General features: G+C 49.5%; 21 protein-coding genes, 1 tRNA gene and 1 pseudogene. 3 read left to right on the top strand and 20 right to left on the bottom strand.

Annotated features, from left to right (window positions below; translation table 11 throughout):
* Positions 1-4: 4 nt before the first annotated feature.
* The 5 genes from KNP87_RS14395 to KNP87_RS14415 all read right to left on the bottom strand — a co-directional run bounded on the left by KNP87_RS14395 (position 5) and on the right by KNP87_RS14415 (position 4926).
* Positions 5-1189, bottom strand: a complete 1185-nt coding sequence (locus KNP87_RS14395; protein WP_214722103.1) for a phosphoglycerate kinase — start codon at positions 1187-1189, stop codon at positions 5-7.
* Between the two features lie 123 nt (positions 1190-1312).
* Positions 1313-2320 carry a type I glyceraldehyde-3-phosphate dehydrogenase gene (gap, locus tag KNP87_RS14400; protein WP_214722104.1) on the bottom strand — a complete coding sequence of 336 codons (1008 nt, stop codon included), beginning with the start codon at positions 2318-2320 and terminating at the stop codon, positions 1313-1315.
* A 53-nt stretch (positions 2321-2373) separates the two neighbouring features.
* Positions 2374-3402 carry a sugar-binding transcriptional regulator gene (locus KNP87_RS14405; protein ID WP_081775999.1) on the bottom strand — a complete coding sequence of 343 codons (1029 nt, stop codon included), beginning with the start codon at positions 3400-3402 and terminating at the stop codon, positions 2374-2376.
* Positions 3403-3517: 115 nt separating this feature from the next.
* The gene (locus KNP87_RS14410) at positions 3518-3778 is read right to left on the bottom strand and encodes a glutaredoxin family protein (protein WP_214722105.1); all 261 of its coding nucleotides are present in this window, start codon (positions 3776-3778) and stop codon (positions 3518-3520) included.
* Positions 3778-4926 carry an RNA polymerase factor sigma-54 gene (locus KNP87_RS14415; protein ID WP_214722106.1) on the bottom strand — a complete coding sequence of 383 codons (1149 nt, stop codon included), beginning with the start codon at positions 4924-4926 and terminating at the stop codon, positions 3778-3780. The genes KNP87_RS14410 and KNP87_RS14415 overlap by 1 nt, the downstream gene beginning before the upstream one ends.
* A gap of 168 nt (positions 4927-5094) precedes the next feature.
* Between KNP87_RS14415 and KNP87_RS14420 the strand changes: the two genes are divergently transcribed.
* Together KNP87_RS14420 and clpP are read left to right on the top strand one after the other, a co-directional pair.
* Positions 5095-5170 (top strand) — tRNA-Arg (locus tag KNP87_RS14420).
* A 180-nt stretch (positions 5171-5350) separates the two neighbouring features.
* Positions 5351-5935, top strand: a pseudogene (gene clpP, locus KNP87_RS14425) (ATP-dependent Clp endopeptidase proteolytic subunit ClpP); the annotation flags it as partial.
* Positions 5936-6065: 130 nt separating this feature from the next.
* Here the strand turns inward: clpP and KNP87_RS14430 are convergent.
* The 11 genes from KNP87_RS14430 to hprK all read right to left on the bottom strand — a co-directional run bounded on the left by KNP87_RS14430 (position 6066) and on the right by hprK (position 15224).
* On the bottom strand, positions 6066-6302 hold the full coding sequence (locus tag KNP87_RS14430; protein ID WP_026832169.1) for a hypothetical protein: 237 nt from the start codon (positions 6300-6302) through the stop codon (positions 6066-6068).
* Between the two features lie 81 nt (positions 6303-6383).
* A complete protein-coding gene (gene whiA, locus KNP87_RS14435; RefSeq protein ID WP_026832168.1) occupies positions 6384-7340 on the bottom strand; it encodes a DNA-binding protein WhiA in 957 nt (318 codons plus the stop codon).
* Positions 7337-8335, bottom strand: a complete 999-nt coding sequence (locus KNP87_RS14440) for a gluconeogenesis factor YvcK family protein (RefSeq protein ID WP_028105775.1) — start codon at positions 8333-8335, stop codon at positions 7337-7339. The genes whiA and KNP87_RS14440 overlap by 4 nt, the downstream gene beginning before the upstream one ends.
* Positions 8335-9204 (bottom strand): RNase adapter RapZ, encoded by an 870-nt coding sequence (rapZ, locus tag KNP87_RS14445; RefSeq protein WP_012371271.1) that lies wholly within the window; start codon positions 9202-9204, stop codon positions 8335-8337. The genes KNP87_RS14440 and rapZ overlap by 1 nt, the downstream gene beginning before the upstream one ends.
* A gap of 111 nt (positions 9205-9315) precedes the next feature.
* Positions 9316-10278: a thioredoxin-disulfide reductase gene (trxB, locus tag KNP87_RS14450; protein WP_026832166.1), complete on the bottom strand. Its 963-nt coding sequence runs from the start codon at positions 10276-10278 to the stop codon at positions 9316-9318.
* A gap of 60 nt (positions 10279-10338) precedes the next feature.
* The gene (locus KNP87_RS14455; protein WP_028105774.1) at positions 10339-11823 is read right to left on the bottom strand and encodes a tetratricopeptide repeat protein; all 1485 of its coding nucleotides are present in this window, start codon (positions 11821-11823) and stop codon (positions 10339-10341) included.
* Between the two features lie 96 nt (positions 11824-11919).
* Complete coding sequence (gene kapB, locus KNP87_RS14460; protein ID WP_214722107.1) at positions 11920-12300, bottom strand: sporulation phosphorelay system protein KapB; 381 nt, start codon at positions 12298-12300, stop codon at positions 11920-11922.
* A gap of 28 nt (positions 12301-12328) precedes the next feature.
* On the bottom strand, positions 12329-12811 hold the full coding sequence (locus KNP87_RS14465; RefSeq protein WP_026832163.1) for an acyltransferase: 483 nt from the start codon (positions 12809-12811) through the stop codon (positions 12329-12331).
* A complete protein-coding gene (gene ppaX / locus KNP87_RS14470; protein ID WP_026832162.1) occupies positions 12795-13451 on the bottom strand; it encodes a pyrophosphatase PpaX in 657 nt (218 codons plus the stop codon). The genes KNP87_RS14465 and ppaX overlap by 17 nt, the downstream gene beginning before the upstream one ends.
* 4 nt (positions 13452-13455) lie before the next feature.
* Positions 13456-14289 (bottom strand): prolipoprotein diacylglyceryl transferase, encoded by an 834-nt coding sequence (gene lgt, locus KNP87_RS14475; protein ID WP_214722108.1) that lies wholly within the window; start codon positions 14287-14289, stop codon positions 13456-13458.
* Positions 14289-15224: an HPr(Ser) kinase/phosphatase gene (gene hprK / locus KNP87_RS14480; RefSeq protein WP_026832160.1), complete on the bottom strand. Its 936-nt coding sequence runs from the start codon at positions 15222-15224 to the stop codon at positions 14289-14291. The genes lgt and hprK overlap by 1 nt, the downstream gene beginning before the upstream one ends.
* Positions 15225-15343: 119 nt before the next feature.
* On the opposite strand from hprK, the gene KNP87_RS14485 reads away from it, so the two are divergent.
* Complete coding sequence (locus KNP87_RS14485) at positions 15344-15736, top strand: hypothetical protein (protein ID WP_214722109.1); 393 nt, start codon at positions 15344-15346, stop codon at positions 15734-15736.
* Positions 15737-15838: 102 nt separating this feature from the next.
* Here the strand turns inward: KNP87_RS14485 and KNP87_RS14490 are convergent, their stop codons facing one another.
* From KNP87_RS14490 to KNP87_RS14505, 4 genes are all read right to left on the bottom strand, one after another.
* A complete protein-coding gene (locus KNP87_RS14490; RefSeq protein WP_026832158.1) occupies positions 15839-16942 on the bottom strand; it encodes a DUF4097 family beta strand repeat-containing protein in 1104 nt (367 codons plus the stop codon).
* Between the two features lie 108 nt (positions 16943-17050).
* Positions 17051-19906: an excinuclease ABC subunit UvrA gene (gene uvrA, locus KNP87_RS14495; RefSeq protein WP_214722110.1), complete on the bottom strand. Its 2856-nt coding sequence runs from the start codon at positions 19904-19906 to the stop codon at positions 17051-17053.
* Between the two features lies 1 nt (position 19907).
* Positions 19908-21875, bottom strand: coding sequence for an excinuclease ABC subunit UvrB (gene uvrB / locus KNP87_RS14500; RefSeq protein ID WP_369877603.1), 1968 nt, complete (start codon positions 21873-21875; stop codon positions 19908-19910).
* A 177-nt stretch (positions 21876-22052) separates the two neighbouring features.
* The gene (locus KNP87_RS14505) at positions 22053-23216 is read right to left on the bottom strand and encodes a PDZ domain-containing protein (protein WP_214722111.1); all 1164 of its coding nucleotides are present in this window, start codon (positions 23214-23216) and stop codon (positions 22053-22055) included.
* Between the last annotated feature and the right edge of the window lie 12 nt (positions 23217-23228).

The raw sequence follows: 23228 nt of genomic DNA on the forward strand, positions 1-23228 counted from the left end.
TAGATTACTTGTCGTTAAGCGCTTCGACACCTGGAAGAGCTTTTCCTTCCATGAACTCGAGGCTTGCGCCGCCACCAGTTGAAATGTGACTCATTTTATCTGCAAGACCAAACTTCTCAGCCGCTGCAGCAGAATCTCCACCACCGATGATCGAGTATGCATCACTGTCAGCTAATGCTTGAGCGACACCTTTTGTTCCGTTTGCATATTTATCAAGTTCGAACACACCCATTGGTCCGTTCCAGACAACAAGTTTCGAAGCCTTGATTGCTTCTGCATACAGTTCTACCGTTTTTGGACCGATATCGAGTGACATGTGATCCGCTGGGATACTGTCGATGTCGCGTGGTCCAACATATGTTTCTTCGCCGAATTCCTTCGTGATGACACAGTCAACCGGCATCAAGAATTTCACGCCTTTGTCTTCTGCTTTTTTCATGAATTCCTTCGCCTGTTCGATTTTGTCGACTTCAAGAAGTGACGTACCGACTTCATAACCTTGAGCTTTGAGGAATGTATAAGATAATCCTCCGCCGATGATCAACGTGTCGACGATATCAAGCAAGTGATCGATGACGCCGATTTTGTCAGCGACTTTCGAACCACCGATGATCGCTGTAAACGGACGATCCGGGTTTGAGAGAGCCTTACCGAGAACTTGAAGTTCTTTTTCGATCAACAATCCTGCTACAGCAGTCTCGACATGATGAGCGATTCCTTCTGTAGAAGCGTGCGCACGGTGAGCTGCACCAAATGCGTCGTTGACGAAAACGTCTGCAAGTTTCGCAAAACCTTCTGCGAGTTCAGGATCGTTTTTCGTTTCACCTGGGTAGAAACGAACATTTTCAAGAACGATGACATCGCCTTCTTCAAGCTTGCTGACCGCTTCTTCAGCGACCGGACCGTATGCTTCTTCAACGAGCTTGATGTCTTTACCAAGCAGTTCGCTGAGGCGTGCTACGACTGGTGCAAGTGAGAATTCAGGGTTCTTCTCGCCTTTTGGACGTCCCATGTGGCTTGCGAGAATGACTTTCGCTCCACCGTCAACCAAGTGTTTGATTGTCGGAAGGGCAGCACGGATGCGTGTATCATCTGTGATCTTGCCGTCTTCTAGCGGTACGTTGAAGTCCACACGTGTAAACACGCGTTTTCCTTTTACATCGATATCGCGAATTGATTTCTTATTCATACATTCGTCCTCCGTCTCATACGTATAGTGAGGGGCTAGTGCGCCCCTCCAGACTTTTTTCCGCAATAAGAGCGGAGACTGTATCGTTTCCGCTCTTATTCAATTGCTATTTAATTGCTCGAATTACTTAGCGATTTCTGCGAAGTGTTTGAGTGTGCGAATGAGCTGGCTAGTGTAAGACATTTCGTTGTCGTACCAAGCAACTGTTTTAACGAGTTGTTTGTCGCCGACTGTAACGACTTTCGTTTGTGTTGCATCAAAGAGTGATCCGTAAGAGATACCAACGATGTCAGAAGAAACGATTTCGTCTTCAGTGTAACCGTAAGATTCGTTAGCCGCTGCTTTCATTGCTGCGTTAATTTCTTCAACTGTTACTTTTTTCTCAAGAACTGTTGTGAGCTCAGTGAGTGAACCTGTAGCAACTGGTACACGTTGTGCAGATCCGTCAAGTTTACCTTGAAGTTCTGGAAGTACGAGACCGATTGCTTTAGCAGCACCAGTTGAGTTAGGAACGATGTTAGCTGCCGCTGCACGTGCACGACGGAAGTCACCTTTAGGGTGTGGAGCGTCGAGTGTGTTTTGGTCGCCAGTGTAAGCGTGGATCGTTGTCATGAGACCTTCAACGATTCCGTACTGATCTTGAAGAACTTTTGCCATTGGCGCGAGACAGTTCGTAGTACATGAAGCACCAGAGATAACTGTTTCAGTTCCGTCAAGAATTTCGTGGTTCGTGTTGAAGACAACTGTTTTCATGTCGCCAGTAGCAGGTGCTGAGATAACGACTTTTTTAGCTCCAGCTTTCAAGTGAAGCTCAGCTTTTTCTTTGTCTGTGAAGAAACCAGTACATTCGAGAACGATGTCAACACCGAGCTCGCCCCATGGGAGTTCTTCTGGGTTGCGGTTAGCAAGTGTCTTGATTTCTTTACCGTTGACGAGGAAGTAACCGTCGTGTACTTCAACTTCGCCGTCGAAACGACCTTGAGTCGTATCATATTTCAAGAGGTGTGCAAGCATTTTAGTGTCTGTAAGGTCATTGATTGCGACTACTTCGATTCCGTCAAACTGAAGAATTTGACGAAGTGCCAAACGTCCGATACGTCCAAATCCATTAATACCAACTTTTACTGCCATGATAATTTTCCTCCTTTTAATGTAAAGCGAGTTATCTATTATTCAAAAGGGGGCTACCCTTTCAAAATCGTTGTTGCGGCCCCTTCATCCGTAATCAGGATGATGTCCGGGGATTGTTTGACATACGCATTGATGGCTTCCGCTTTGGAATGTCCTCCGGCGACGACGATGACGTGTTCGACTTGTTTTAAGTCGTCCAGTTGAAGACCAACCGTCTTCACCCGGTGCACGATTTTCCCGTCTCGATCGAAGTAATACCCAAATGCTTCCGCGACTGCGTGCTCGGTTTCGAGCTGTTCCAGTAACTCCGTTGAAGCACGACGACGTTTTGCCATCGTTTTTGCCTCACCAATTCCATGTACCACGATTGACGCATCTCTAATCATTTGTAACACATTTTTTATGCTTGGCTCTTCCACCATCTTGACAAACGTTTCCTTACTGACCATGTCCGGGATGTGCAACAAGTGATAATCACTTTGTGCACGAGACGCCATCCGTGAGCAGACTGTGTTTGCTTGTAATTCCAGTGTTTCGCCTAAACCGCCACGTGCCGGTACAAAGGTCATCGGACGATTTTCCTTATCGGGCGACATCATCGCCGCGACGGAAGCCATCGTCGTTCCTCCTGTGACTGCAATCGTGTTGTGTACAGATGAAGAAAGTTCTCGTTTCAAACGTGCGACGGTCGCACGTCCCATATCGCGTTGTACCCAAAATGTCTGATCCGAGTCACCCGGTACGATGACGACATCCCGTACGCCAAGTTTTTCCTTTAAGGCTTTCGCCATGTCGGAAATACCGGCCAGTTCTGCCATCACGCTGTGCATACTCCGTAAAACGGTCCGTCCTTCGTCCGTTAAAGACATTCCCTGTGTCGCCACTTCGAGCAAGCCTTGCTCTTTTAGGAAGTCCACTTCCCGGCGCAACACCCGTTCCGTCAAGCCAAGGCTTGTCGCAAGTGTCCGTCGGCCGATCGGCTGCATGAGCCGGACATAATGAAGTATGTCGTAACGTGTCTGCATTTCTTCGATCAGATCAGGCACGATTCGTTTTTGGATCTGTACTAACTGCCGAATCATGTATTCCCGCTCCTCTCAAAATTGCTGGACACTTTACGTCCCGCGTGTCGTATCTTGTCCCACTTGGTACACCTTCACTATAACAGCCTCTGTTCGAGGTTTCAAGTCTCGCCCTTTAACTTTTTTCAAGTAAGCGGTTTCTTAGTGTGTCTGTCTCAAATTTGCCATAACTCCAAATTTCAGACTGATACATCACGACTGGAATTTCATATAAAAACCGTAAACTGAGTGCTGCATCTTCATCAATGTTGATTTCCTCGAACGTCCACTCCGGGAATTCGTCGAGTACGAAATCAAGTAAGACGGCGGCTTCCTCACATAGCGTACAACCCGGACGTGAATACAGTGTTAAGGTCTTGTGTTCTTTTGTTTGCATCAGTCATTCGCCTTTCGTTTCTTCATGATGTCGGACCGTGTCAAATCAAGGCTCGCCCGGTACTTCGCGACCGTCCGGCGTGCGACACGGATGCCGTCCGCCTCTAAACGGTCTGCGATGTGCTGATCCGACAACGGTGTCGTCGTTTCCCGAATCAATTGTGCAATCCGGACCTTGATCAAAAAGCTCGACGTCCCGTCCTTCGTCCGGGAAACAAAAAAGTTCTCGAGATCGTGTGTCCCGTGGACGGTCCGGATCGTTTTATGCGCAATCGCCCGACCAACCGTCGACGGATGATGTCCGGTTTGTTCCGCGACTTCCTTTTTCGTAAGTGGTTCCAGATGAAGTTCGCCTTGAAACCATCTCACCTGCCGTTTCATGATGACGTCCAAGATCGCGTGTAACGTGACGCGACGCCGTTCATAGGCACTTAAAAAAGGTTTTGCTTCTTCGAGATCCGTCCAAGACGTGTCGAGCGGCAAATCGTACCACTCCACGTGAAGTTGATCATCAACTATTCGAATTTCCGCTTCCGGCATCATAACGATATTCGTTTCCGGTAAAAGAGGAGTTTTCGGCAGTCGATTGATCTGCTTCTTCATTCGTCGCTGTTCCTCGTCGTCAAGTCCGGCTAATACGTCCTGTAGTGATTGCCCGTCATGGAGTTCTGCCACCCGATCAATAAGCGTGGCATCTTCCAGTTCCATGGCATGCAACAACCGACACTCCGTTTCCGAACGTGCCGCGATACCGGTCGGCTCGCATCGTTGAAGAAGTTCCCGAGCCTGCTTGATCAGCGTGGCTTCACTTTTAAAAATAGTGGCAAGTTGCGCATCCGTCGTTCTGAGTAATCCATCCGCATCTAAGTACATGATGAGTTGTTCCGCCATATATCTTATTTCCTGTCTGACCGATTCTAAACGTATTTGCTTCAGAAGATCCGCTTCAAACGACTCGATCCGATTCGCGACTTGCTCAAGATCCGGATGAATCGTTTTTCTTCCATTATGTTTATGAGACGTGGCGCGACGAATAATTCGATAGAGATGTTCCTCAAGCTCCGCCCATGATTCTTCCAAAATCGCCAACTGAAACAAATGCGACGCTGACATCACGAGACGTTGTGTCTGTTCCTGCCTCTGTTCCATCCCTTCACCTTCCGTTTCTCAGACTTGATCGGTACCTGTTTCTATTATAATCGACCGGTCGATTCTTGCCCGGATTCAAGCCATCTGTAAAAAAACAAGAAATTTCACAATCTAGTATTGCTTTCCTGAAAAAATGTCGGTATACTATTAATTGTTCAGTAAAAACATGCACCCGTAGCTCAGGGGATAGAGCACTGGTTTCCGGTACCAGGTGTCGGGAGTTCAAATCTCTCCGGGTGTACCATACTTGAATCTACAGGCAATGCCGTTATCGGTATTGCCTTTTTTCTATATTGATATGTTTAGTGACATCCGATTCAGGAAAAATACATAAAACCTACAGCGTATCTTTTGACCAATATTGACCAAAGGATTATGATAAGGACAAGTCGAATATGAGCTACATACCAACTATAAGGAGGCAAAGACTATGTTAATTCCAACAGTCATCGAACAAACCAACCGCGGGGAACGTGCTTACGATATCTACTCACGTTTGCTCAAGGACCGTATCATCCTTCTCGGGAGCGCGATTGACGACAACGTCGCCAACTCAGTCGTTGCCCAGTTGCTATTCCTAGCAGCCGAAGATCCAGATAAAGAAATCTCGCTTTACATCAACAGCCCAGGTGGTTCAATCACAGCGGGTATGGCGATTTACGATACGATGAACTTCATCAAACCACAAGTTTCAACAATCTGTATCGGAATGGCTGCCTCAATGGGTGCTTTCTTGCTTCAAGCCGGCGCTAAAGGAAAACGTTTTGCGCTTCCGAACGCTGAAATCATGATTCACCAACCACTTGGTGGAACACAAGGTCAAGCGTCAGATATCAAAATCCACGCAGAACGTATCATCAAAATGCGTGAACACTTAAACAAAATCATGGCTGAAAACACAGGACAACCACTTGAAGTCATCGAGCGTGATACAGAGCGCGATAACTTCATGTCTGCTCAAGCAGCAGCTGACTACGGTTTAATCGACCGCGTCATGGAACGTGCGTAAGCTGTTCAGCAAACCGTCTTCACTTCGTGTGAAGGCGGTTTTTTTGTCTGTTTCTCGAGTAGAACAAAAAAGACCGCTGTCTTGTACCTTTCCGTTAAGAAGGAAGTACGCAGACAACGGTCCTTGTTCATTAATCGATCATGTCCGTGATATCAGATACGATATCATGGTTTTCGCGGATCAGCGTGTAGATGCCGTTCGCATGTGGTGAAAGTTCTTCTTCTGCCTGTAATTGCTTCAGGAATAAAGAAGTCGCAAATGTCACGAGTGTACTTTTCGGAACCCCGATCGCTTTTGCTTTTTTCGTAAGCACTTCATCAAACTTCGCATCAACTGTCAGCGAAATACGTTTTTTCTCATTAGCCATTTCAAAAACTCCTTAATTCGAACATTTAGTTGCACCGACTATATATTATAGTAGACTATGGTTCATCTCGCAAGTTACTCCCTAAAGAGCCCCGGTCATCGATTCCCCGTTTCGGATTTTATCCGCGATTTGATCAATCTTGCGCAATCGATGATTGATACCTGATTTTGAGATGGAACCACTTTCGACCATCTCGCCTAACTCCTGTAATGTCACGTCTTGGTGTGTCACACGCAAGATCGCGATTTCTCTCAGTTTGTCCGGTAAGACATCGAGTCCGACCGTCCGTTCGAGAAATTTGATGTTCTCGACTTGCCGCAGCGCTGCTCCGACCGTCTTGTTGAGATTCGCCGTTTCACAGTTGACGAGTCGGTTGACCGAATTGCGCATGTCCTTGAGGATGCGGACATCTTCAAAACGCAACATCGAATACGTCGCTCCGACCAGCTTCAGGAAATCGGAAATCTTTTCACTTTCCTTGATGTAGAGGATATGCCCTTTTTTCCGTTCAATCGCTTTCGCGTTGAGGTCAAACTGGTTCGTCAGACTCCGGAGCGCCGCATTGTGCTCCTCGTATAAGCTGAAAATCTCAAGGTGATACGACGAGGTTGCCGGGTTGTTCAAGGATCCTCCGGCTAAAAACGCACCGCGCAGATACGCCCGGGCACGGCGTTCATCGTTCAGAATCGAATCGCTGATCGAGCGGATCATCGTGAATCCTTCACCTAGGATGCCGAGGTCCTGCAAGATTTTATCCGCCTGTTGTTTGACGCGGACGATGTAGACGTTATTTTTTTTGAGCCGCATTTTCTTTCGGACCAATAAGTCGAGGTGGACCGCGTAAGCCCGTTTGAGCAACGAGTAGATCCGGCGGGCGATCGACGCGTTTTCCGTTGAGATATCAAGCGTCAAGCCGCGTCCAAGACCAAACGAAATCGCTCCGTTCATCCGTGCAAGTGCGGCAAGCTCGGCCTTCATCTCGTGGTCGGTGATGGCGATTTGGGTTAATTCTTTTTTGACTTCTGAAGCAAAACTCACGTCAGTTCCTCCTTCCCTTCGAATTGACGGACACGTCGAATCGATAAGACCTTCCGCATGACGAGACTGGCGACGGCATCGGAGTCGTGGCGGATGAAATGGTGGTTGTAATCCACGATATCATCAGCGAGAACTTCAATTCCGGCCTCTTCAAAACTCGTCTCATCATACGTCACGATATCGGCGTGATCCTTCTGGTATTTTCGTAAATAACTGATATCAATCGATTCATTGTTGACGATAATCGTATCGATCACTCCTTTGCCAAGGAATCGTTCCAAGACATTCAGGTGATCGTTGGCCGTAAAGGCGGTCGTCTCACCCGGCTGCGTCATGACGTTACAGATATAGACGACCGGTGCCAACGATTGTTTGATCGCATCGCGGATTTCTTCAATCAGGACGTTCGGAATGACACTCGTGTACAGACTGCCTGGTCCGAGGACGATGACATCGGCGTCAAGAATCGCTTGGATTGCTTCCGGAACCGGACGGACGTTTTCTTCTTCGAGGAAAATCCGTTCGATCACTTTTCCGACCTTCGGAATCAACGACTCCCCTTTGACGATGGTCCCGTCTTCAAACTCGGCACATAAGGTGATCGTCCGCTCCGTCGCCGGATAGACTTTCCCTTCAGCATTCAACAGTTGACCCATGACACCGATTGCTTCGACAAACGAACCGTTACACAGCTGGGTCGCCGCCGTCAGCATCAAGTTCCCGAGCGAGTGACCATGCAACCCTTCTCCCGTTTCAAACCGGTACTGCATGATCCGGTCCATTAACGTCTCGGATTTCGAGAGCGAGACAATGACGTTTCGGATATCGCCCGGTGGCAACATATTAAATTCCGTCCGCAGGCGACCGGAACTGCCTCCGTCGTCGGCGACCGTCACGATGGCCGTGATATCAAGCGGATAATGTTTCAGTCCGCGCAAAAGAGTCGATAGGCCCGTTCCTCCGCCGATGGCGACGACTTTTCGTTCCCATTTCATCACTTCTCCTCCTTCGCATGCACATAATCCCGGTGGTTCGTCACGATATGGTATTGGTTCTTGAATTCTTTGCTGATTGCTTCCGCAAACGTAATCGAGCGGTGTTTACCGCCTGTACAACCAAGCGCGACGACGAGTTGTGATTTCCCTTCCCGCTCGTACTGGGGAATCAGGAATTCAAGCATGTCGACAAGCTTTTTATAAAAAAGTTTCGCTTCCGGCCACTGCATGACATACGACGAGACTTCGAGATCAAGTCCGGTCTTCGGCCGCAGTTCCGGAATGTAAAACGGGTTCGGTAAGAACCGTAAGTCAAACACGAGATCAGCATCGAGCGGCAGACCGTGCTTGAATCCAAACGACATCACGTTGACGGTGAACGGGATCCGTTCGCCTTCCGTGAACTCTTTTAAAATCCGTTCTTTGAGGGCAAGCGGCTTGATGTCACTTGTATCCATCAGCAGCTGCGCCTTGTCGCGGAATCCTTCGAGCAACGTCCGTTCCCGTTCAATGCCGATCAACGGGGACGCCGTCGGTGCAAGCGGATGGGAACGACGGGATTCCTTATACCGGCGGACGAGCACGTCATTGCGGGCGTCGAGATACAGCATCCGGATTTGCAGATTCGTTTTCTTTAAATCTTCATAAACGACAAAGAAACTATCGATGAAATCACGAGCCCGTGTATCGATGGCGACGGCGATTTTCGGACGCACCTGCCCAATCACTTCGATCAATTGTGGTAGTAACGTCGGTGGTAAATTGTCGACACAAAAGTAGCCCAAGTCTTCAAAGCTATTCATCGCGACCGTTTTTCCGGCGCCACTCATTCCTGTGATGATGACCAGTTGCGGTTGATTCTGTTCCATCTCTTCGCCCTCCAGACAACAGTTCCGTGTGTATTTTTTACTCTGATTTCAGTATAACACAAAAAAAGAGCCAGCTTGATGGAAGTGCCTCCAACCAAGCTGGTTCCTGAATTAGACTTGTGATGATTCTTTTAATTCTTCAAGCAACGCTTCGATATAGTGTTGCGCGTTTTGTGCCGCGATCGAACCGTCGTTTGTTGCTGTAACGACTTGACGAAGTGTTTTCTCACGGACATCACCGGCTGCGAAAATCCCTTTGATGTTCGTTTCCATGCCTTCATTCGTCACGACATACCCTTGATCGTTAAGGATGCCCAAGTCTTGCACATATCCTGTGATCGGGTTCATCCCGATGTAGATGAAGACACCATCAATCGGATACGTTGTCGTTGCCGCTGTTTTCGTATTGATCAATTCGATGCCGCCGACTTTACCGTTATCTTCATTGATCTGTTTAACCGTATGGTTCCAGATGAAGTCGATTTTCGGATTGTCGAATGCTCGTTTTTGGAGAATTTTTTGTGCGCGTAATTCTTCGCGACGGTGAACGATCGTGACCTTTTTCGCGAATCGTGTCAGGTAAACCCCTTCTTCGACCGCTGAGTCGCCGCCACCGATGACGAACAATTCTTTTTCTTTAAAGAAGGCGCCGTCACAGACCGCACAGTACGACACACCACGTCCGCCGAGTTCTTCTTCACCCGGGACGCCGATTTTCTTATACTGCGCACCAGAAGCGATAATGATCGCACGGGCGTAATAATCCTTGTTGTGTGCGTGAATCGTCTTGTAAGCAGGACCGTCTTCGATGCTACGGACGTCACCATAAGCATATTCCGCTCCAAATGCTTTTGAGTGATCAAACATCTTTTGTGAAAGGTCCGGTCCGAGAATGCTGTCATACCCCGGATAGTTTTCGATATCTTCCGTATTGGCCATCTGACCGCCCGGAATACCACGTTCGATCATTAATGTTGAAAGGTTTGCACGTGATGCATAAAGTGCTGCCGTCATACCGGCAGGACCGGCACCAATAATGATGACGTCATAAATTTTTTGCTCAGTTTCTGTCATGATTCCACCCCATCTGTATTTTCGTTGTAATTTGAGTATAGGTGAGAATCGTACAAACGTCTAACACTTTGCACGGGCCGGGTTCAAAAGCCGTTGATACGACCGAATCGTCGCCGCCACTTCATCAAACGAAACATGGACGAGCGTCGCGCAGTCTTCAATCAACATCCCTTCGCGGACATCGTGGAACAGATAAATCAAGGCAGCTGCAGACTGTTCGATCGATTCAAAGGTCTCCCCACTGAGGACGAGCCGGGCGAAGCGTTCGTAGAAGTCGCCTTCAAGACTCATCCGTTCCTCGTCCGAGACATACCGTTCCGCGAGGCGGATCGTCATCAGCGCACGATGAATGCGAGCATCGACGACCTCATGCTCTCCGTTCATTTCATGAAGGATCTGTTCTGTCAGCAATAAGACATCCGGATGATCCGTCACTTCCGGCATCATCGACAGGGCGAGTTTTGCTTCCCCGTCATTGAGCTTACCAAGCAGGAGTGCCGTAAAGATTCGCGAGACATCGTCTTCCGTCTTCAGTGCTTGAATCAAGGCTGAACGGAACTGCAAGTTATGCCGGATATCGTACGCTTCCTGTTCTTCCCGCATCCCTTTTGCTTCCTTGGACTGGAGAAAGGCAGCGGCTTCTTCGATATGACCGGTCTTGAACGCTGAAATCGACAACCAGTGTCCGAACAACGGATCCCCACGGTAACCGCGACGTTCGAGCAGCTTCAATTCTTCGTAAGCCAAATCATGGCGACCGATGATTGCAAGCGTCGACGCGACTTTATAACGGGTCTCGAGGTTGACGGCCCGAACATGCTCAAGCTTTTGCGACAAGCGATGGGCTTCTTCATCCTGTCCCATCTCATGCAACAACACAAGTGTATTGCAAAGCGCGTGCAGGTTTCCGGGATTGCCGTCGAGCACCTGTTCAAGTGACGCAAAGGCACGATCGTTTTCACCGAGATAAAACTCGACAATGGCGAGATTGTTATAAGCCGGCCAAAACGTCGGATACTGGGTAATCAAGGACTCCAGTGTCTCCTGCGCCGCAAATAACATCCCTTTGTCGATTTGACGTTGTGCTTGAGCATGTAAACGAATCAATTCATCCTCATCGTCATCTTCCATCTCTTGTTCGAGATCAATCAGTTCCACGAGCGCGGCCGATGCCTCTGCGTGTTTACCGTTTGGTGCACAAGATAAATATTCAAGCGCATACGTCTTCGCTTCTTCATATAAAGAGACATGCGCATAGTTATTCGCTAGATAAAACAATGATTCGGTATTTGACTTGTCGAGTGTCCGGACTTGTTTCAACACATCATTGGCATGGTTGATTTCACCTGTCTCGAACAGAACACGGGCGTACCGTAACAGATAACGGACATCTTCCGGTTGAAGCGTCGTGGCTTCATCGAGATGATAGACCGCCTCTTCAAGTCTCCCTTCCCGGTGCGCCTTCCGTCCGCGGAAATAAAAAAGTTCCGCTTGGCGCGTTGTAATCGCAAAGGGGTCTGCTTTGTATTCAGTTAATTCCATCATGATTCAAGCCCCCATAGATCTAAATCTGGTTTCGTAGTTGCAGAGACAAGAATAACCTATCTCGGAAGGCGTTGCAACAGAAAAAAACGCCGGGGTTTACCCCCAACGTTTCGCATAAATCGATTCCAGTTCCTTGTAATTCTCCAAGCATTTTTGTACGAAAGCATCCGCTTCTGGATTTTGTCCGTTCAGGCGTTCGACATCCTTTTCGTACGCGCTCCGTAAGCTGTCTGCGTACGGCGGAATCTCTCCGTCATACGCATAAACGACGCTTGGTGCGACCGTCACTTTTTCGTGCGGGTGTAAGGCGGGACGGACATGGAAGAGTGGAACGTCGACCTGATTCGGGTTGTGCAGGTCTCCTTGGATCGGGTGTTTTTCAACCGCCAGAACTTCGACGACCAAACCTTGCGGACGTTCGGCAAATAATCTTCCGAAATACTTTCCTGTTTTGTACGTAAAGCGGACGTTACTCATCTCGTTTCCTCCTGTTCTCACATTTTCGTCACATTTCATGCCGGCGTAGCGGCTGACTCGATACCCGTTCGTGCGGCTCGATGTCGCGATGGACGACCGAACCGGCGCCAATCACGGCACCGTCTCCGATCGTGACACCCGGTAAGATCGTGACATTGGCTCCGATCAACACATCGTTGCCGATTGTCACGTTACCGATCCGGTACTCCGTCGTCAAATATTCATGGCAGAGAATCGTCGTGTTGAATCCGATGATCGTGTTGGAACCAATCGTAATCCGTTCCGGAAACATCGTATCCGGCATGACCATCAAGGCCAGTGCCGTCCGGTCGCCGATCTTCATCCGTAAACACGTCCGGTAAAGACCGTTCTTAAAACGGAGCGACGGCGAGAAGCGGCCGATCGTGATGATGACAAAACACCACATCACTTTCAGGAACGACACCGTCCGGTACATATGCCAGAGCGGGTTCGTCGACCCGACGTGATAACGATCAGTCCGCCTTGGCATTTTCGGCCTCGATCCAGTCACCCAACTGTTCCATCGAATCAATGATCACATCCGGTTGCAACGCTTCGAGATACGGACGGCCTTTGATCGCCCACCCGACGGCAACGGTTTTCAGTCCCGCATTTTTCCCGCCATGGATGTCTGTATCGTTATCGCCGACCATGATGGTTTCTTCACGGGTCGCCCCGAGCAGTGCCATCGCTTTTTCAAACGGTTCGACGGCCGGTTTTTCTTCCGTCACGTCATCCGCGGCGATGACCGCGTCAAACAGATGCGTCAGACCAAACAGTTCAATGCCTTGCAACGCGACACGCCGACTTTTCGACGTCACGACCGCCATCTTGTAGCCTTGTTGCTTCAATTGACGTAATCCGTCAAGCACACCCGGATATTCGAGGACAAGCGCGTCATGCATCGCAATGTTGTAGCTGCGGTAAAATGCGACCATCTCTTTCCACTGGTCGGCGTTCATTTCCGAAAACGACTTCTCGAGGGTCGGACCGATGAACGGAAGCAGCTCGGCTTGCGTAAACGTCCGGTCCGGATAGTAATAACTCAGTGTATGTTCAAAACTTTTCAGGATGAGCGGGTTCGTATCGATCAACGTCCCGTCGAGATCAAATAAAATCGTTTGAATCATCGGCTCATTTCGCCTCCCGTTTTGTTCCGTCCAAGTAACGGACGGCATTTTTCCGAAGGACCATCATGACAATACCAAAAACGATTAAGGCAATCGACACGATTTGAGCGGTCCGTAACCCGTCGCCCATCATCAGGCTGTCCGTTCGTAAGCCTTCAATATAGAAACGACCAATCGAGTACCAGACGAGGTAACCGAGGAAAATATATCCGCGGCGCGGGTTAAACTTCATTCGCCAGACAATCAACAGGATGACCCCGATGATGTTCCAGATGCTCTCATACAGGAACGTCGGAACGTAATAGACACCATCGATATACATCTGATTAACAATCCAGTCCGGCAGGTGCAGCGTATCCTGCAGGAACGTCCACGTTGTTTCTCCGCCGTGGGCTTCCTGGTTAAAGAAGTTGCCCCAGCGTCCGACCGCTTGACCAAATAAAAGTGACGGGGCCAAGATATCGGCAATCTGCCAGAACGAGATGTTTTTCTTCCGGGTATAGATCAAGACCGTCAAGATCGCCCCGATGATCGCCCCATGAATCGCGATCCCGCCTTGGCGGATGTTGATGATCTGATCTAAATTCTGACCATAATAATCCCATTCGAACGCCACGTAGTAAATACGGGCACAGATGATACTGATCGGAATCGACCAGATGACGACATCCACTGCATACTCTTCATTAAATCCGATCCGTTTTGATTCAAAGATCGCAATCATCAGACCGACGACGGCGCCTAAGGCGATAACGATCCCGTACCAATAGATCGGAATCGGTCCCAGTTCGATCGCGACACGATCAAACGTCGGTTGTACACTCGCTAATGTTCCCATCAAAGACCACCGTTCCCATCTTCAATCGCTTGCGCGAGACGCCCCGCAAACTCTTCTGCTGTATTGATGCCCATATTTTTCAGGCGGTAGTTCATCGCAGCCACCTCGATGATGACGGCTAAGTTCCGCCCCGGACGGACCGGAATCGTCAAGAACGGAATTTCCGTATCGATGATTTGCAGCGTTTCTTGATCCAGACCAACACGATCGTACACTTTAGTCTGATCCCAAATTTCTAAATTACAGACAAGGCTGATTTTTTTGTGCGAACGAACGGCACCGGCACCAAACAATGTCATCACGTCGATGATTCCGATTCCGCGGATCTCGAGCAGATGCTGAATCAGTTTCGGTGCAGTCCCGACTAAAATCCCGTCGCCGGTTTGACGGATTTCGACCGAATCGTCGGCCACAAGGCGGTGTCCCCGTTTGACGAGTTCAAGTGCCGTTTCCGACTTCCCGACGCCGCTGGCTCCTTTGATGAAGACGCCGACGCCATAAATGTCAACGAGCACACCGTGCATCGCCGTCGTCGGTGCGAGTTCTGCTTCGAGGAAGTTCGTAATTTGAGATTCGACCGATGTCGTATGTCCTTTTGTCGTCAAGAGCGGAACGTTCGTTTCGTCTGCTGCTTTAACGATGGCTTCCGGTACTTCAAACCCACGAGTGATCAAAATGCCCGGTGTCTCGTCGGTACAGAGAACATTCGCCCGTTCGAGCTGTTCTTCGTACGTCAGATTATTAAAGAAGGTCAATTCGGTTTTTCCGAGAATCTGGAGTCGTTCCGCCGGATAATAGGCATAATACCCCGCCAGGACGAGACCTGGTCGACAAAGATCAGCCGTCAGAATCGGGCGGTGTAAGCCCTCTTCTCCGGTGACGATTTTTAAATTGAATTGCTTTACGATTTCAGCTGTTCGCACTTTTGGTTGCACGCTCAATCAGCCCCTTTCACTTGAAGTATTGTACCATATTTTTACGAAAATCGAGGAATTCGATTAGAAGTGGACAATCTTGGGAATGGATTACAGATAACATAAAAAGGAGGGATAGTATGATGGACGCTTCAGGCAGTGGTATTGGCCTTATCATCATCATGATTTTATTTGGGATTCTTGCCATCGTTGGGTTTGTGTACCTCATCATCGCACTAATTGACATGTGGAAAGCCTACTCACGCAATCAAGATCAAACGGCATTATTGTTCTTCATCATCTCGATCATCGGAATCTTCATCAGCGGTTCGTTCATCTCGTATATTCTGGCAATCATCTTCTATTGGAACCGTTCACGCCGTAAGAGCTGGCTCGGGATTGGATTGATCGTCCTATCAATCATCCTCTTAATCGTCGGCGTCATCACCTTACTCGCGTTCGGCTATGACATGAACAATTTCGAAAATATGGATTTTGATGATCCGATGATGGATCAGGACTACGATTATTAAGATGCATCACACATCATCCGGCTGCTCCTTTCGTGAGGAAGCAGTCGGATTTTTTTGAACAAAAAAATCCCTGCCTCCTTTGTTGAAGGGGCAGGGATTTGCTTACAGCGCTTGTGGGCTGAGATGGACACCGTGTGTGACAGAAATCGTGCCTGTCTTCGTATCGGCAGCAACCTCGATTTTCGGCGAGCGACCACGACCGGATAGGAAATGCAGTTTCCGATTGACGACTTCTTTTTGATCGCGAATCAGTTCCATTTCATCCAAGTTGCAGTTCAATCCACCAAAGTTCGTTTCCAGTTCACCGTAGATTTCAGCACCGTGCGGTAACATCAAGGCGATGCTTCCGGCAAGTGACGATGCTTGAATCTTTGCATCCTGAACCGTCTTCAGTTCACAGCGGACGTTTCCGTTCGCCGTTTTCAGCTCAGACCGTTCAAAGACGCCGGTCGCGATGACTTGACCATTAGCGGTTTTTGCCTTCAACGACTTGATTTCTGATTCTTCAATTTCAATCGAACCGTTTGCCGTCGATGTCTTCACTTCGTCGCTGAACAGGTCACGAACATGAATCCGTCCGTTTGCCGTCATCAGTTGCACCGTCGTCGCGTCAAGAGACGACAATGTGATTTCTCCGTTCAGTGTCTGTAAGATCAACGACTCGTAATGACGACGTGGAATCTTCAGATGAACGGTCGCCCGGACACGTTTGTCTTTCAGACGAATCGATAACGTGTTGGCAGAGACAGAGTGTTGCAGTGCGGCTTGCAGCTGTTCGAGTGCCTGCTCTTCAGTGACTTGACGGAGCGGCCGGCCGGTAACGGTCAGCTCACACTCGTCCAAATCACCCGGCTCGATGACGGCATTGGCATTAAAAAGATCCAAATGAATCGTCTCACCGCTGAACGGGAATTGTTTGACGTACGTGACGTTCGGTCCGGACGTTTGGTTCAGTGACAAATCACTTTCCTTGATCCGGTTGACGAGTCCGTCAAACGCTGACATGACCTTTGATGTAAGGGAGTCGACCGTATAATGGTCCACGCGGTCGTAATGTTCCGGTTCATCCACATACTTATGCTCACTTGCCGTCGACTGTTGCTGGTCGATTGCCTCAAGGCGTTCGAGTTTGTCGAGCGCTTCATCAATCGTCAGCTTTCCTTCTTTCACTTGTTCAAGTATCAGTTGGCGCATATCTTGCTTCATCAATAATTCCCTCCTCTGATCTGGCACACGTTAATGCATTCCACTTGCTTATTACTTTCGCTCTACTTCTCTTACTTCCCTTTTTACGATTCCTGAATCAAAAAAGTTTCATGATTCAATCCGCGCCGCATCCCGTTCGAGGACTGGCGCCAGATAATGACCCGTATAGGATTCTTTGACCGCCGCGATTTCTTCCGGTGTTCCGGTCGCCACAATCTTCCCGCCGCCGTCGCCGCCTTCCGGACCCAAATCAATCAGGTAGTCGGCTGTCTTGATGACATCGAGGTTGTGTTCGATGACGAGGACGGTATCCCCGTTGTCGACGAGACGTTGTAAGACTTTCAGCAAACGCGCAATATCGTGGACGTGTAAGCCGGTTGTCGGTTCATCGAGAATGTAAATCGTTTTTCCGGTCGAGCGTTTGTGGAGTTCAGACGCCAGCTTGACCCGCTGTGCTTCCCCGCCCGACAATTCGGTTGCCGGTTGTCCGAGACGCATGTACGTCAAGCCGACATCTGCAATCGTCTGTAACTTCCGACTGATCTTCGGAATCTTGTCGAAGAACGCTAACGCGTCTTCCACCGTCATCTCGAGTACGTCGGCAATCGTCTTGCCTTTATATTTCACTTCCAATGTTTCGCGGTTGTAGCGTTTTCCATGACAAACTTCACACGGAACATAGACATCCGGCAGGAAGTGCATCTCGATCTTGATGATTCCGTCTCCGCGACATGCTTCACACCGTCCGCCTTTGATGTTGAAACTGAAGCGACCTTTTTTGTAGCCGCGGAGCTTCGCTTCGTTCGTCGATGCGAAGACGTCCCGAATGTCATCAAAGACACCGGTATACGTGGCCGGGTTCGAACGTGGTGTCCGACCGATCGGCGACTGGTCGATATCGATGACTTTATCGATTTGATCGAGTCCGGAAATCCCTTTGTGCGCCCCCGGTTTTTCTTTCGCCCGGTTCATTTCGTGCGCAATCGTCTTGTAGAGGATCTCGTTGATCAACGTCGATTTCCCGGATCCGGATACACCGGTCACGGCAACGAACAGACCAAGCGGAATGTCGACATCCACGTTTTTCAGATTGTTTTCTGAGGCTTTATGAATTTGTAATGCCCGACCGTCCGGCTGTTTCCGTTCCGATGGGACCGGAATGAATTTTTTCCCGGACAAGTATTGCCCCGTCAACGAATTCGGATCCTGCATCAATTCTTCCGGACGTCCTGCCGCGGTCACGAAACCACCGTGGTCTCCTGCCCCGGGTCCGATATCAATCAGGTAATCCGCTGCCATCATCGTATCTTCATCGTGTTCGACGACGATCAGTGTATTTCCGAGGTCACGCATCGTCTTCAGCGTGTTGATCAACCGGTCATTATCCCGTTGGTGGAGTCCAATTGACGGCTCGTCAAGGACATAGAGGACACCCGTCAGACGGGAACCGATTTGGGTCGCAAGGCGAATCCGTTGTGCCTCGCCGCCGGACAATGTCCCGGCCGCTCGTGAAATCGTCAAATAATCGAGTCCAACATTTTCAAGAAACGACGACCGTTCGTGAATTTCGCGGACGATCATCCGGGAAATCGTCTGATCTTTCTCTGATAATTTGCTTGGCAACTCTTCAAACCAGACAACCGCCTGTTTGACAGACATCTTCGTCACGTCGCCGATGTGAATGCCGGAGACCTTAACGGCCAATGATTCCCGTTTCAAACGGTGCCCTTTACACGTCGGACACGCTTTTTTCGCCATATAGCCTTCCATCTGTTCGCGGATATAGTCGGATGACGTCTCTTTGAAGCGACGTTGGAGATTATTTAAAACGCCTTCAAAGAACAACGTCGTGTTGCGGACCATTCCGAAATCATTTTCATAGCGGAACTGAATTTCTTCTTTGCTACTCCCGTTTAAGATGATGTCACGGTGTTCTTCCGACAATTGGTCGAACGGTGTATCCATATCAATTTTAAAATGACTGCAGACGGCAGCAAGCAGTTGCGGATAATATTGTGAACTGGTCGGTTCCCAAGCAACAATCGCCCCTTCGTTCAGCGACTTATCCGGATGCGGGACGACGAGATCAACATCAACCTCAAGCTTCGTTCCGAGTCCGTCACAAGACGCACAGGCGCCAAACGGCGAATTGAACGAGAACATCCGTGGTTCGAGTTCGCCGATCGAGAAACCGCAAATCGGACAGGCATGATGTTCACTGAACAACATCTCGTTGCCGTCCATCGTATCGACGATGACCCGGCCGTCAGCCAGACGTAAAGCCGTTTCGAGCGAATCCGCGAGACGGGCTTCGACGTCCGGTCGCACGACCACCCGGTCCACGACGACTTCGATCGAATGTTTTTTGTTTTTCTCGAGTTCGATGTCATCCGTCAAATCAATCGTTTCTCCGTCGACTCGAACGCGAACAAACCCTTCTTTTTTCAAGTCTTCAAAGACTTTGACGTGTGCGCCTTTACGTCCGGAAATAATCGGCGCCAGAATCTGCAGACGGCTTCGCTCCGGCAGTTCCATGACTTGGTCAACCATTTGACTGATCGTCTGGCTCGAAATCTCGATCCCATGGTTCGGACAAATCGGTTTCCCGATGCGCGCATACAACAGACGGAGGTAATCATAAATTTCCGTGACCGTCCCGACCGTCGAGCGGGGATTTTTACTGGTCGTCTTCTGATCGATCGAAATGGCCGGACTTAAACCTTCAATCGCATCGACATCCGGTTTATCCATCTGACCGAGGAACTGGCGGGCATAGGCCGACAGACTTTCGACATACCGGCGTTGCCCTTCTGCATAAATCGTATCAAACGCGAGTGACGATTTTCCGGACCCGGATAAGCCGGTCAGGACGACCAGCTGATCACGCGGAATTTCGACATCGATGTTTTGTAAGTTATTGACGCGAGCGCCCTTGATGATGATCTTGTTCTTTTTTTCTGCCAACTTAGGCACCTGCTTTCAATTCTAAGATAAGGTCACGCAATTCCGCCGCCCGCTCAAACTGCATGTCTTTCGCGGCTTGGCGCATTTCTTGATCCAGCTGTTCGAGCAATGTTTCGCGCTCCGGTTTTTTGAGTTTGTTGAACTTCTCAAGTTTTTCAACCGTGTCATCACTTTCAATCGTCGTGCTGATGACACCCCGAACGTCTTTTTGAATCGTTTTCGGCGTAATGCCGTGTTCTTTATTAAAGGCGATCTGGATGTTCCGACGCCGTTCTGTCTCGTCCATCGCGCGTTGCATCGAATCCGTAATCTTGTCAGCAAACAGGATGACGTGCCCTTCTGAGTTCCGGGCAGCCCGTCCAATCGTTTGAATCAAGGAACGCTCCGAGCGTAAGAAGCCTTCTTTATCAGCATCAAGAATCGTCACGAGCGAGACTTCCGGAATATCCAGTCCCTCTCGCAAGAGGTTGATCCCGACGAGGACATCGTATTTACCGAGCCGCAGATCGCGAATGATTTCAATCCGTTCCAGTGTCTTGATCTCCGAGTGCATATAGTTGACCTTGACGCCGTGTTCCTTGAGATAATCCGTCAAATCCTCCGACATCTTCTTCGTCAGCGTCGTGACGAGGACCCGCTCATTTTTCGCGACCCGTTCCCGGATGTTGTCCATTAAATAATCGATTTGTCCAGTGATCGGATGAATCTCGATCGTTGGATCGACGAGTCCCGTCGGCCGGATGATTTGTTCGACCATCTCTTTGGAGTGCTCGAGTTCATACGGACCCGGTGTCGCTGAAATATAGATTGCTTGACTGACCTTCTCTTCGAACTCTTCAAACCGAAGCGGCCGGTTGTCTTTTGCCGACGGTAAACGGAACCCGTGATCGACGAGGACTTGTTTCCGGGCTTGGTCACCGTTGTACATCCCGCGGATTTGCGGTAACGTCACGTGCGACTCATCGGCGACGAGCAGGAAGTCTTTCGGGAAATAATCGATCAACGTATACGGAGTCGATCCCGGTGGCATCAAGTTCAAATGACGGGAATAGTTTTCGATTCCTGAGCAGTAGCCCATCTCCCGCATCATCTCGAGATCGTAGTTCGTCCGCTGTTCGAGCCGTTGGGCTTCAAGCAGCATACCGTCTTCCCGCATCTTCGCCAGTTGCGTCTCGAGTTCGGTCTCGATGTTCGCGATGGCTTTCTGGAGCCGGGTATCCCCGGTCACGAAGTGGGACGCCGGGAAAATCGAGATGTGTTCCCGATCGGCAATGATTTCACCGGTTAATGGATCCATGTCGCGGATTCGCTCAATTTCGTCTCCGAAAAATTCGACCCGGACACATTGTTCATCACGGGACGCCGGGAAAATCTCGACGACGTCTCCGCGGACACGGAACCGTCCGCGCTGAAAATCGATGTCATTTCGTTCATATTGAATATCAATCAGGCGGCGCAACATTTCATTACGGCCCATCTCGTTCCCGACACGCAGGGACAAGACGTGATTGTTGTATTCTTCCGGATTACCGAGACCATAAATGCAGGAAACGGATGCGACAATCAGGACGTCTTCCCGTTCGAACAAAGCAGATGTCGCCGAGTGTCGTAATTTATCGATCTCGTCATTAATCGAAGAATCCTTTTCGATGAACGTATCCGTCGACGGAACATACGCTTCCGGTTGATAATAATCATAAAAACTGACAAAATATTCGACTGCGTTATCCGGGAAGAACTCCTTGAACTCCGAATACAGTTGACCGGCCAGTGTCTTGTTGTGCGCGAGGACAAGTGTCGGTTTCTTGATCTCTTTGATGACGTTCGAGACGGTAAACGTTTTCCCTGTCCCGGTTGCTCCAAGCAACGTCTGATGCCGCTCGCCGTCCTTGACACCCGCCACCAGTTTCTCGATTGCCGCCGGCTGATCGCCACCCGGTTCAAATGGTGATACTAAATGAAAATCCATCGTATTCTTCCCCCTCATCCAGTAAAAAAATCTATCTTTATTGTACCACTTTACGAACAAACATTCGATTATGAAGTGCTCCTCTTAGCAAGTTACCCGTTTTTCGACAAAAGAAAAAGTCCAGCCGGATAGCTGAACTGATTTCTCTGCAGAAAAAGTAAGGCGTGAGACGTGATTTTATTGCAGTGTCCGGATTTTCGAGCGGGTATTACCCGGTTCGCTGACGAACAGGATGCCGAGATCATGGTGATCCTGTTCATAAAACGCACGTTGCGCAAAGCGGACGTCCCCGTTGTGATTCATCACTTCAAGCCGCAAATACGGTTTGTGTTTTTGAATCGCTTCATAAAACGTCTTCTCCGACTCGACGAACTCTCCGTTGACCTTATAGATCGCTTCCCCCGGGACGAGTCCCATCTCAGACGCCGGTTTTTCAGGCAGCGTTCCAAGGATGACGACACCACGCTTCCCATTCAAGAACAATGGGGTCTGTGAACGATTCCAGCGTTTTGTCCGCTGATGGAGAAGCAGATGGACGACAAGCAGCACAGGCAATCCGTACAACCATTCGTTTTGTCCGGTCAGGAAAGCCCCTGCCGTCAGCAGGACAGCCAGCAGGAACGTGATCAGACGCCCCTGAACGAGCGGTCGGATCAATTGCTCCGGTAATTGCCCGGTAAAGAGGAAACTGAAGCCGATCGGTAGGAATAAGACGATCGGAACAAACTCCGGAAACGACCATTGTGGAATCCACGCTTCCAGGCTACTGCCCGGGACAAGGACGACAAGCGGAATCAACCAGAGCTTGTTGGCAGACAATCCGCCGATGTAACGTCCGCGCTTCGACAAGACAAGCGACGGGGATAACTTCTTTTTCCCGCGCCACGCGAGCAGGATCAATTCCGCTGCCAAGGATAATGCCGCAAGCAACAGCAGATCCGTTGCCCCGACATCTTTCAGACCTTCGACCCGGTCATCCGTCACGAACCAACCGATTCCGGCCAGAATGACAAGCGGCCAAAGCGGTAAGTTGAATCGAATGACACCCGTCAGTAAAATCAAACCGGTCAGTCCCATCAGACCAAGCAGGAACTCGGTCGAGATCGTCAGTCTTAAGCTGAGGCTGACGATCGAAAGTACGAGTCCGACCACCAGTCCCGGGACCAGTGTTTCAAATACATCGGTTCGTTTGCTGCGCGTGCGGGAACGGAACAGATTCCGTTCGCGTTTGACCCGTCGCATGCTGAGTACAAAACTGACCAGGATTGCTAACCACAAGATCGGACTAGCGAAGAGACTAATCGCTGTCCAACCGATTCCATCGAGTAATTCCACGCCCATTCAGACCTCTTT

This window comes from Exiguobacterium sp. s192 (genome assembly GCF_018618795.1).
Lineage (GTDB): Bacteria > Bacillota > Bacilli > Exiguobacteriales > Exiguobacteriaceae > Exiguobacterium_A > Exiguobacterium_A undae.

Excerpts from the sequence above, each read along its gene's own strand:
- KNP87_RS14395 (WP_214722103.1), bottom strand. The coding sequence starts at position 1,189 with ATGAATAAGAAATCAATTCGCGATATCGATGTAAAAGGAAAACGCGTG.
- gap (WP_214722104.1), bottom strand. The coding sequence starts at position 2,320 with ATGGCAGTAAAAGTTGGTATTAATGGATTTGGACGTATCGGACGTTTG.
- KNP87_RS14405 (WP_081775999.1), bottom strand. The coding sequence starts at position 3,402 with ATGATTCGGCAGTTAGTACAGATCCAAAAACGAATCGTGCCTGATCTG.
- KNP87_RS14410 (WP_214722105.1), bottom strand. The coding sequence starts at position 3,778 with ATGCAAACAAAAGAACACAAGACCTTAACACTGTATTCACGTCCGGGT.
- KNP87_RS14415 (WP_214722106.1), bottom strand. The coding sequence starts at position 4,926 with ATGGAACAGAGGCAGGAACAGACACAACGTCTCGTGATGTCAGCGTCG.
- KNP87_RS14430 (WP_026832169.1), bottom strand. The coding sequence starts at position 6,302 with ATGGCTAATGAGAAAAAACGTATTTCGCTGACAGTTGATGCGAAGTTT.
- KNP87_RS14440 (WP_028105775.1), bottom strand. The coding sequence starts at position 8,335 with ATGAAATGGGAACGAAAAGTCGTCGCCATCGGCGGAGGAACGGGCCTA.
- rapZ (WP_012371271.1), bottom strand. The coding sequence starts at position 9,204 with ATGGAACAGAATCAACCGCAACTGGTCATCATCACAGGAATGAGTGGC.
- trxB (WP_026832166.1), bottom strand. The coding sequence starts at position 10,278 with ATGACAGAAACTGAGCAAAAAATTTATGACGTCATCATTATTGGTGCC.
- KNP87_RS14455 (WP_028105774.1), bottom strand. The coding sequence starts at position 11,823 with ATGATGGAATTAACTGAATACAAAGCAGACCCCTTTGCGATTACAACG.
- kapB (WP_214722107.1), bottom strand. The coding sequence starts at position 12,300 with ATGAGTAACGTCCGCTTTACGTACAAAACAGGAAAGTATTTCGGAAGA.
- KNP87_RS14465 (WP_026832163.1), bottom strand. The coding sequence starts at position 12,811 with ATGCCAAGGCGGACTGATCGTTATCACGTCGGGTCGACGAACCCGCTC.
- ppaX (WP_026832162.1), bottom strand. The coding sequence starts at position 13,451 with ATGATTCAAACGATTTTATTTGATCTCGACGGGACGTTGATCGATACG.
- lgt (WP_214722108.1), bottom strand. The coding sequence starts at position 14,289 with ATGGGAACATTAGCGAGTGTACAACCGACGTTTGATCGTGTCGCGATC.
- KNP87_RS14485 (WP_214722109.1), top strand. The coding sequence starts at position 15,344 with ATGATGGACGCTTCAGGCAGTGGTATTGGCCTTATCATCATCATGATT.
- KNP87_RS14490 (WP_026832158.1), bottom strand. The coding sequence starts at position 16,942 with ATGAAGCAAGATATGCGCCAACTGATACTTGAACAAGTGAAAGAAGGA.
- uvrB (WP_369877603.1), bottom strand. The coding sequence starts at position 21,875 with ATGGATTTTCATTTAGTATCACCATTTGAACCGGGTGGCGATCAGCCG.
- KNP87_RS14505 (WP_214722111.1), bottom strand. The coding sequence starts at position 23,216 with ATGGGCGTGGAATTACTCGATGGAATCGGTTGGACAGCGATTAGTCTC.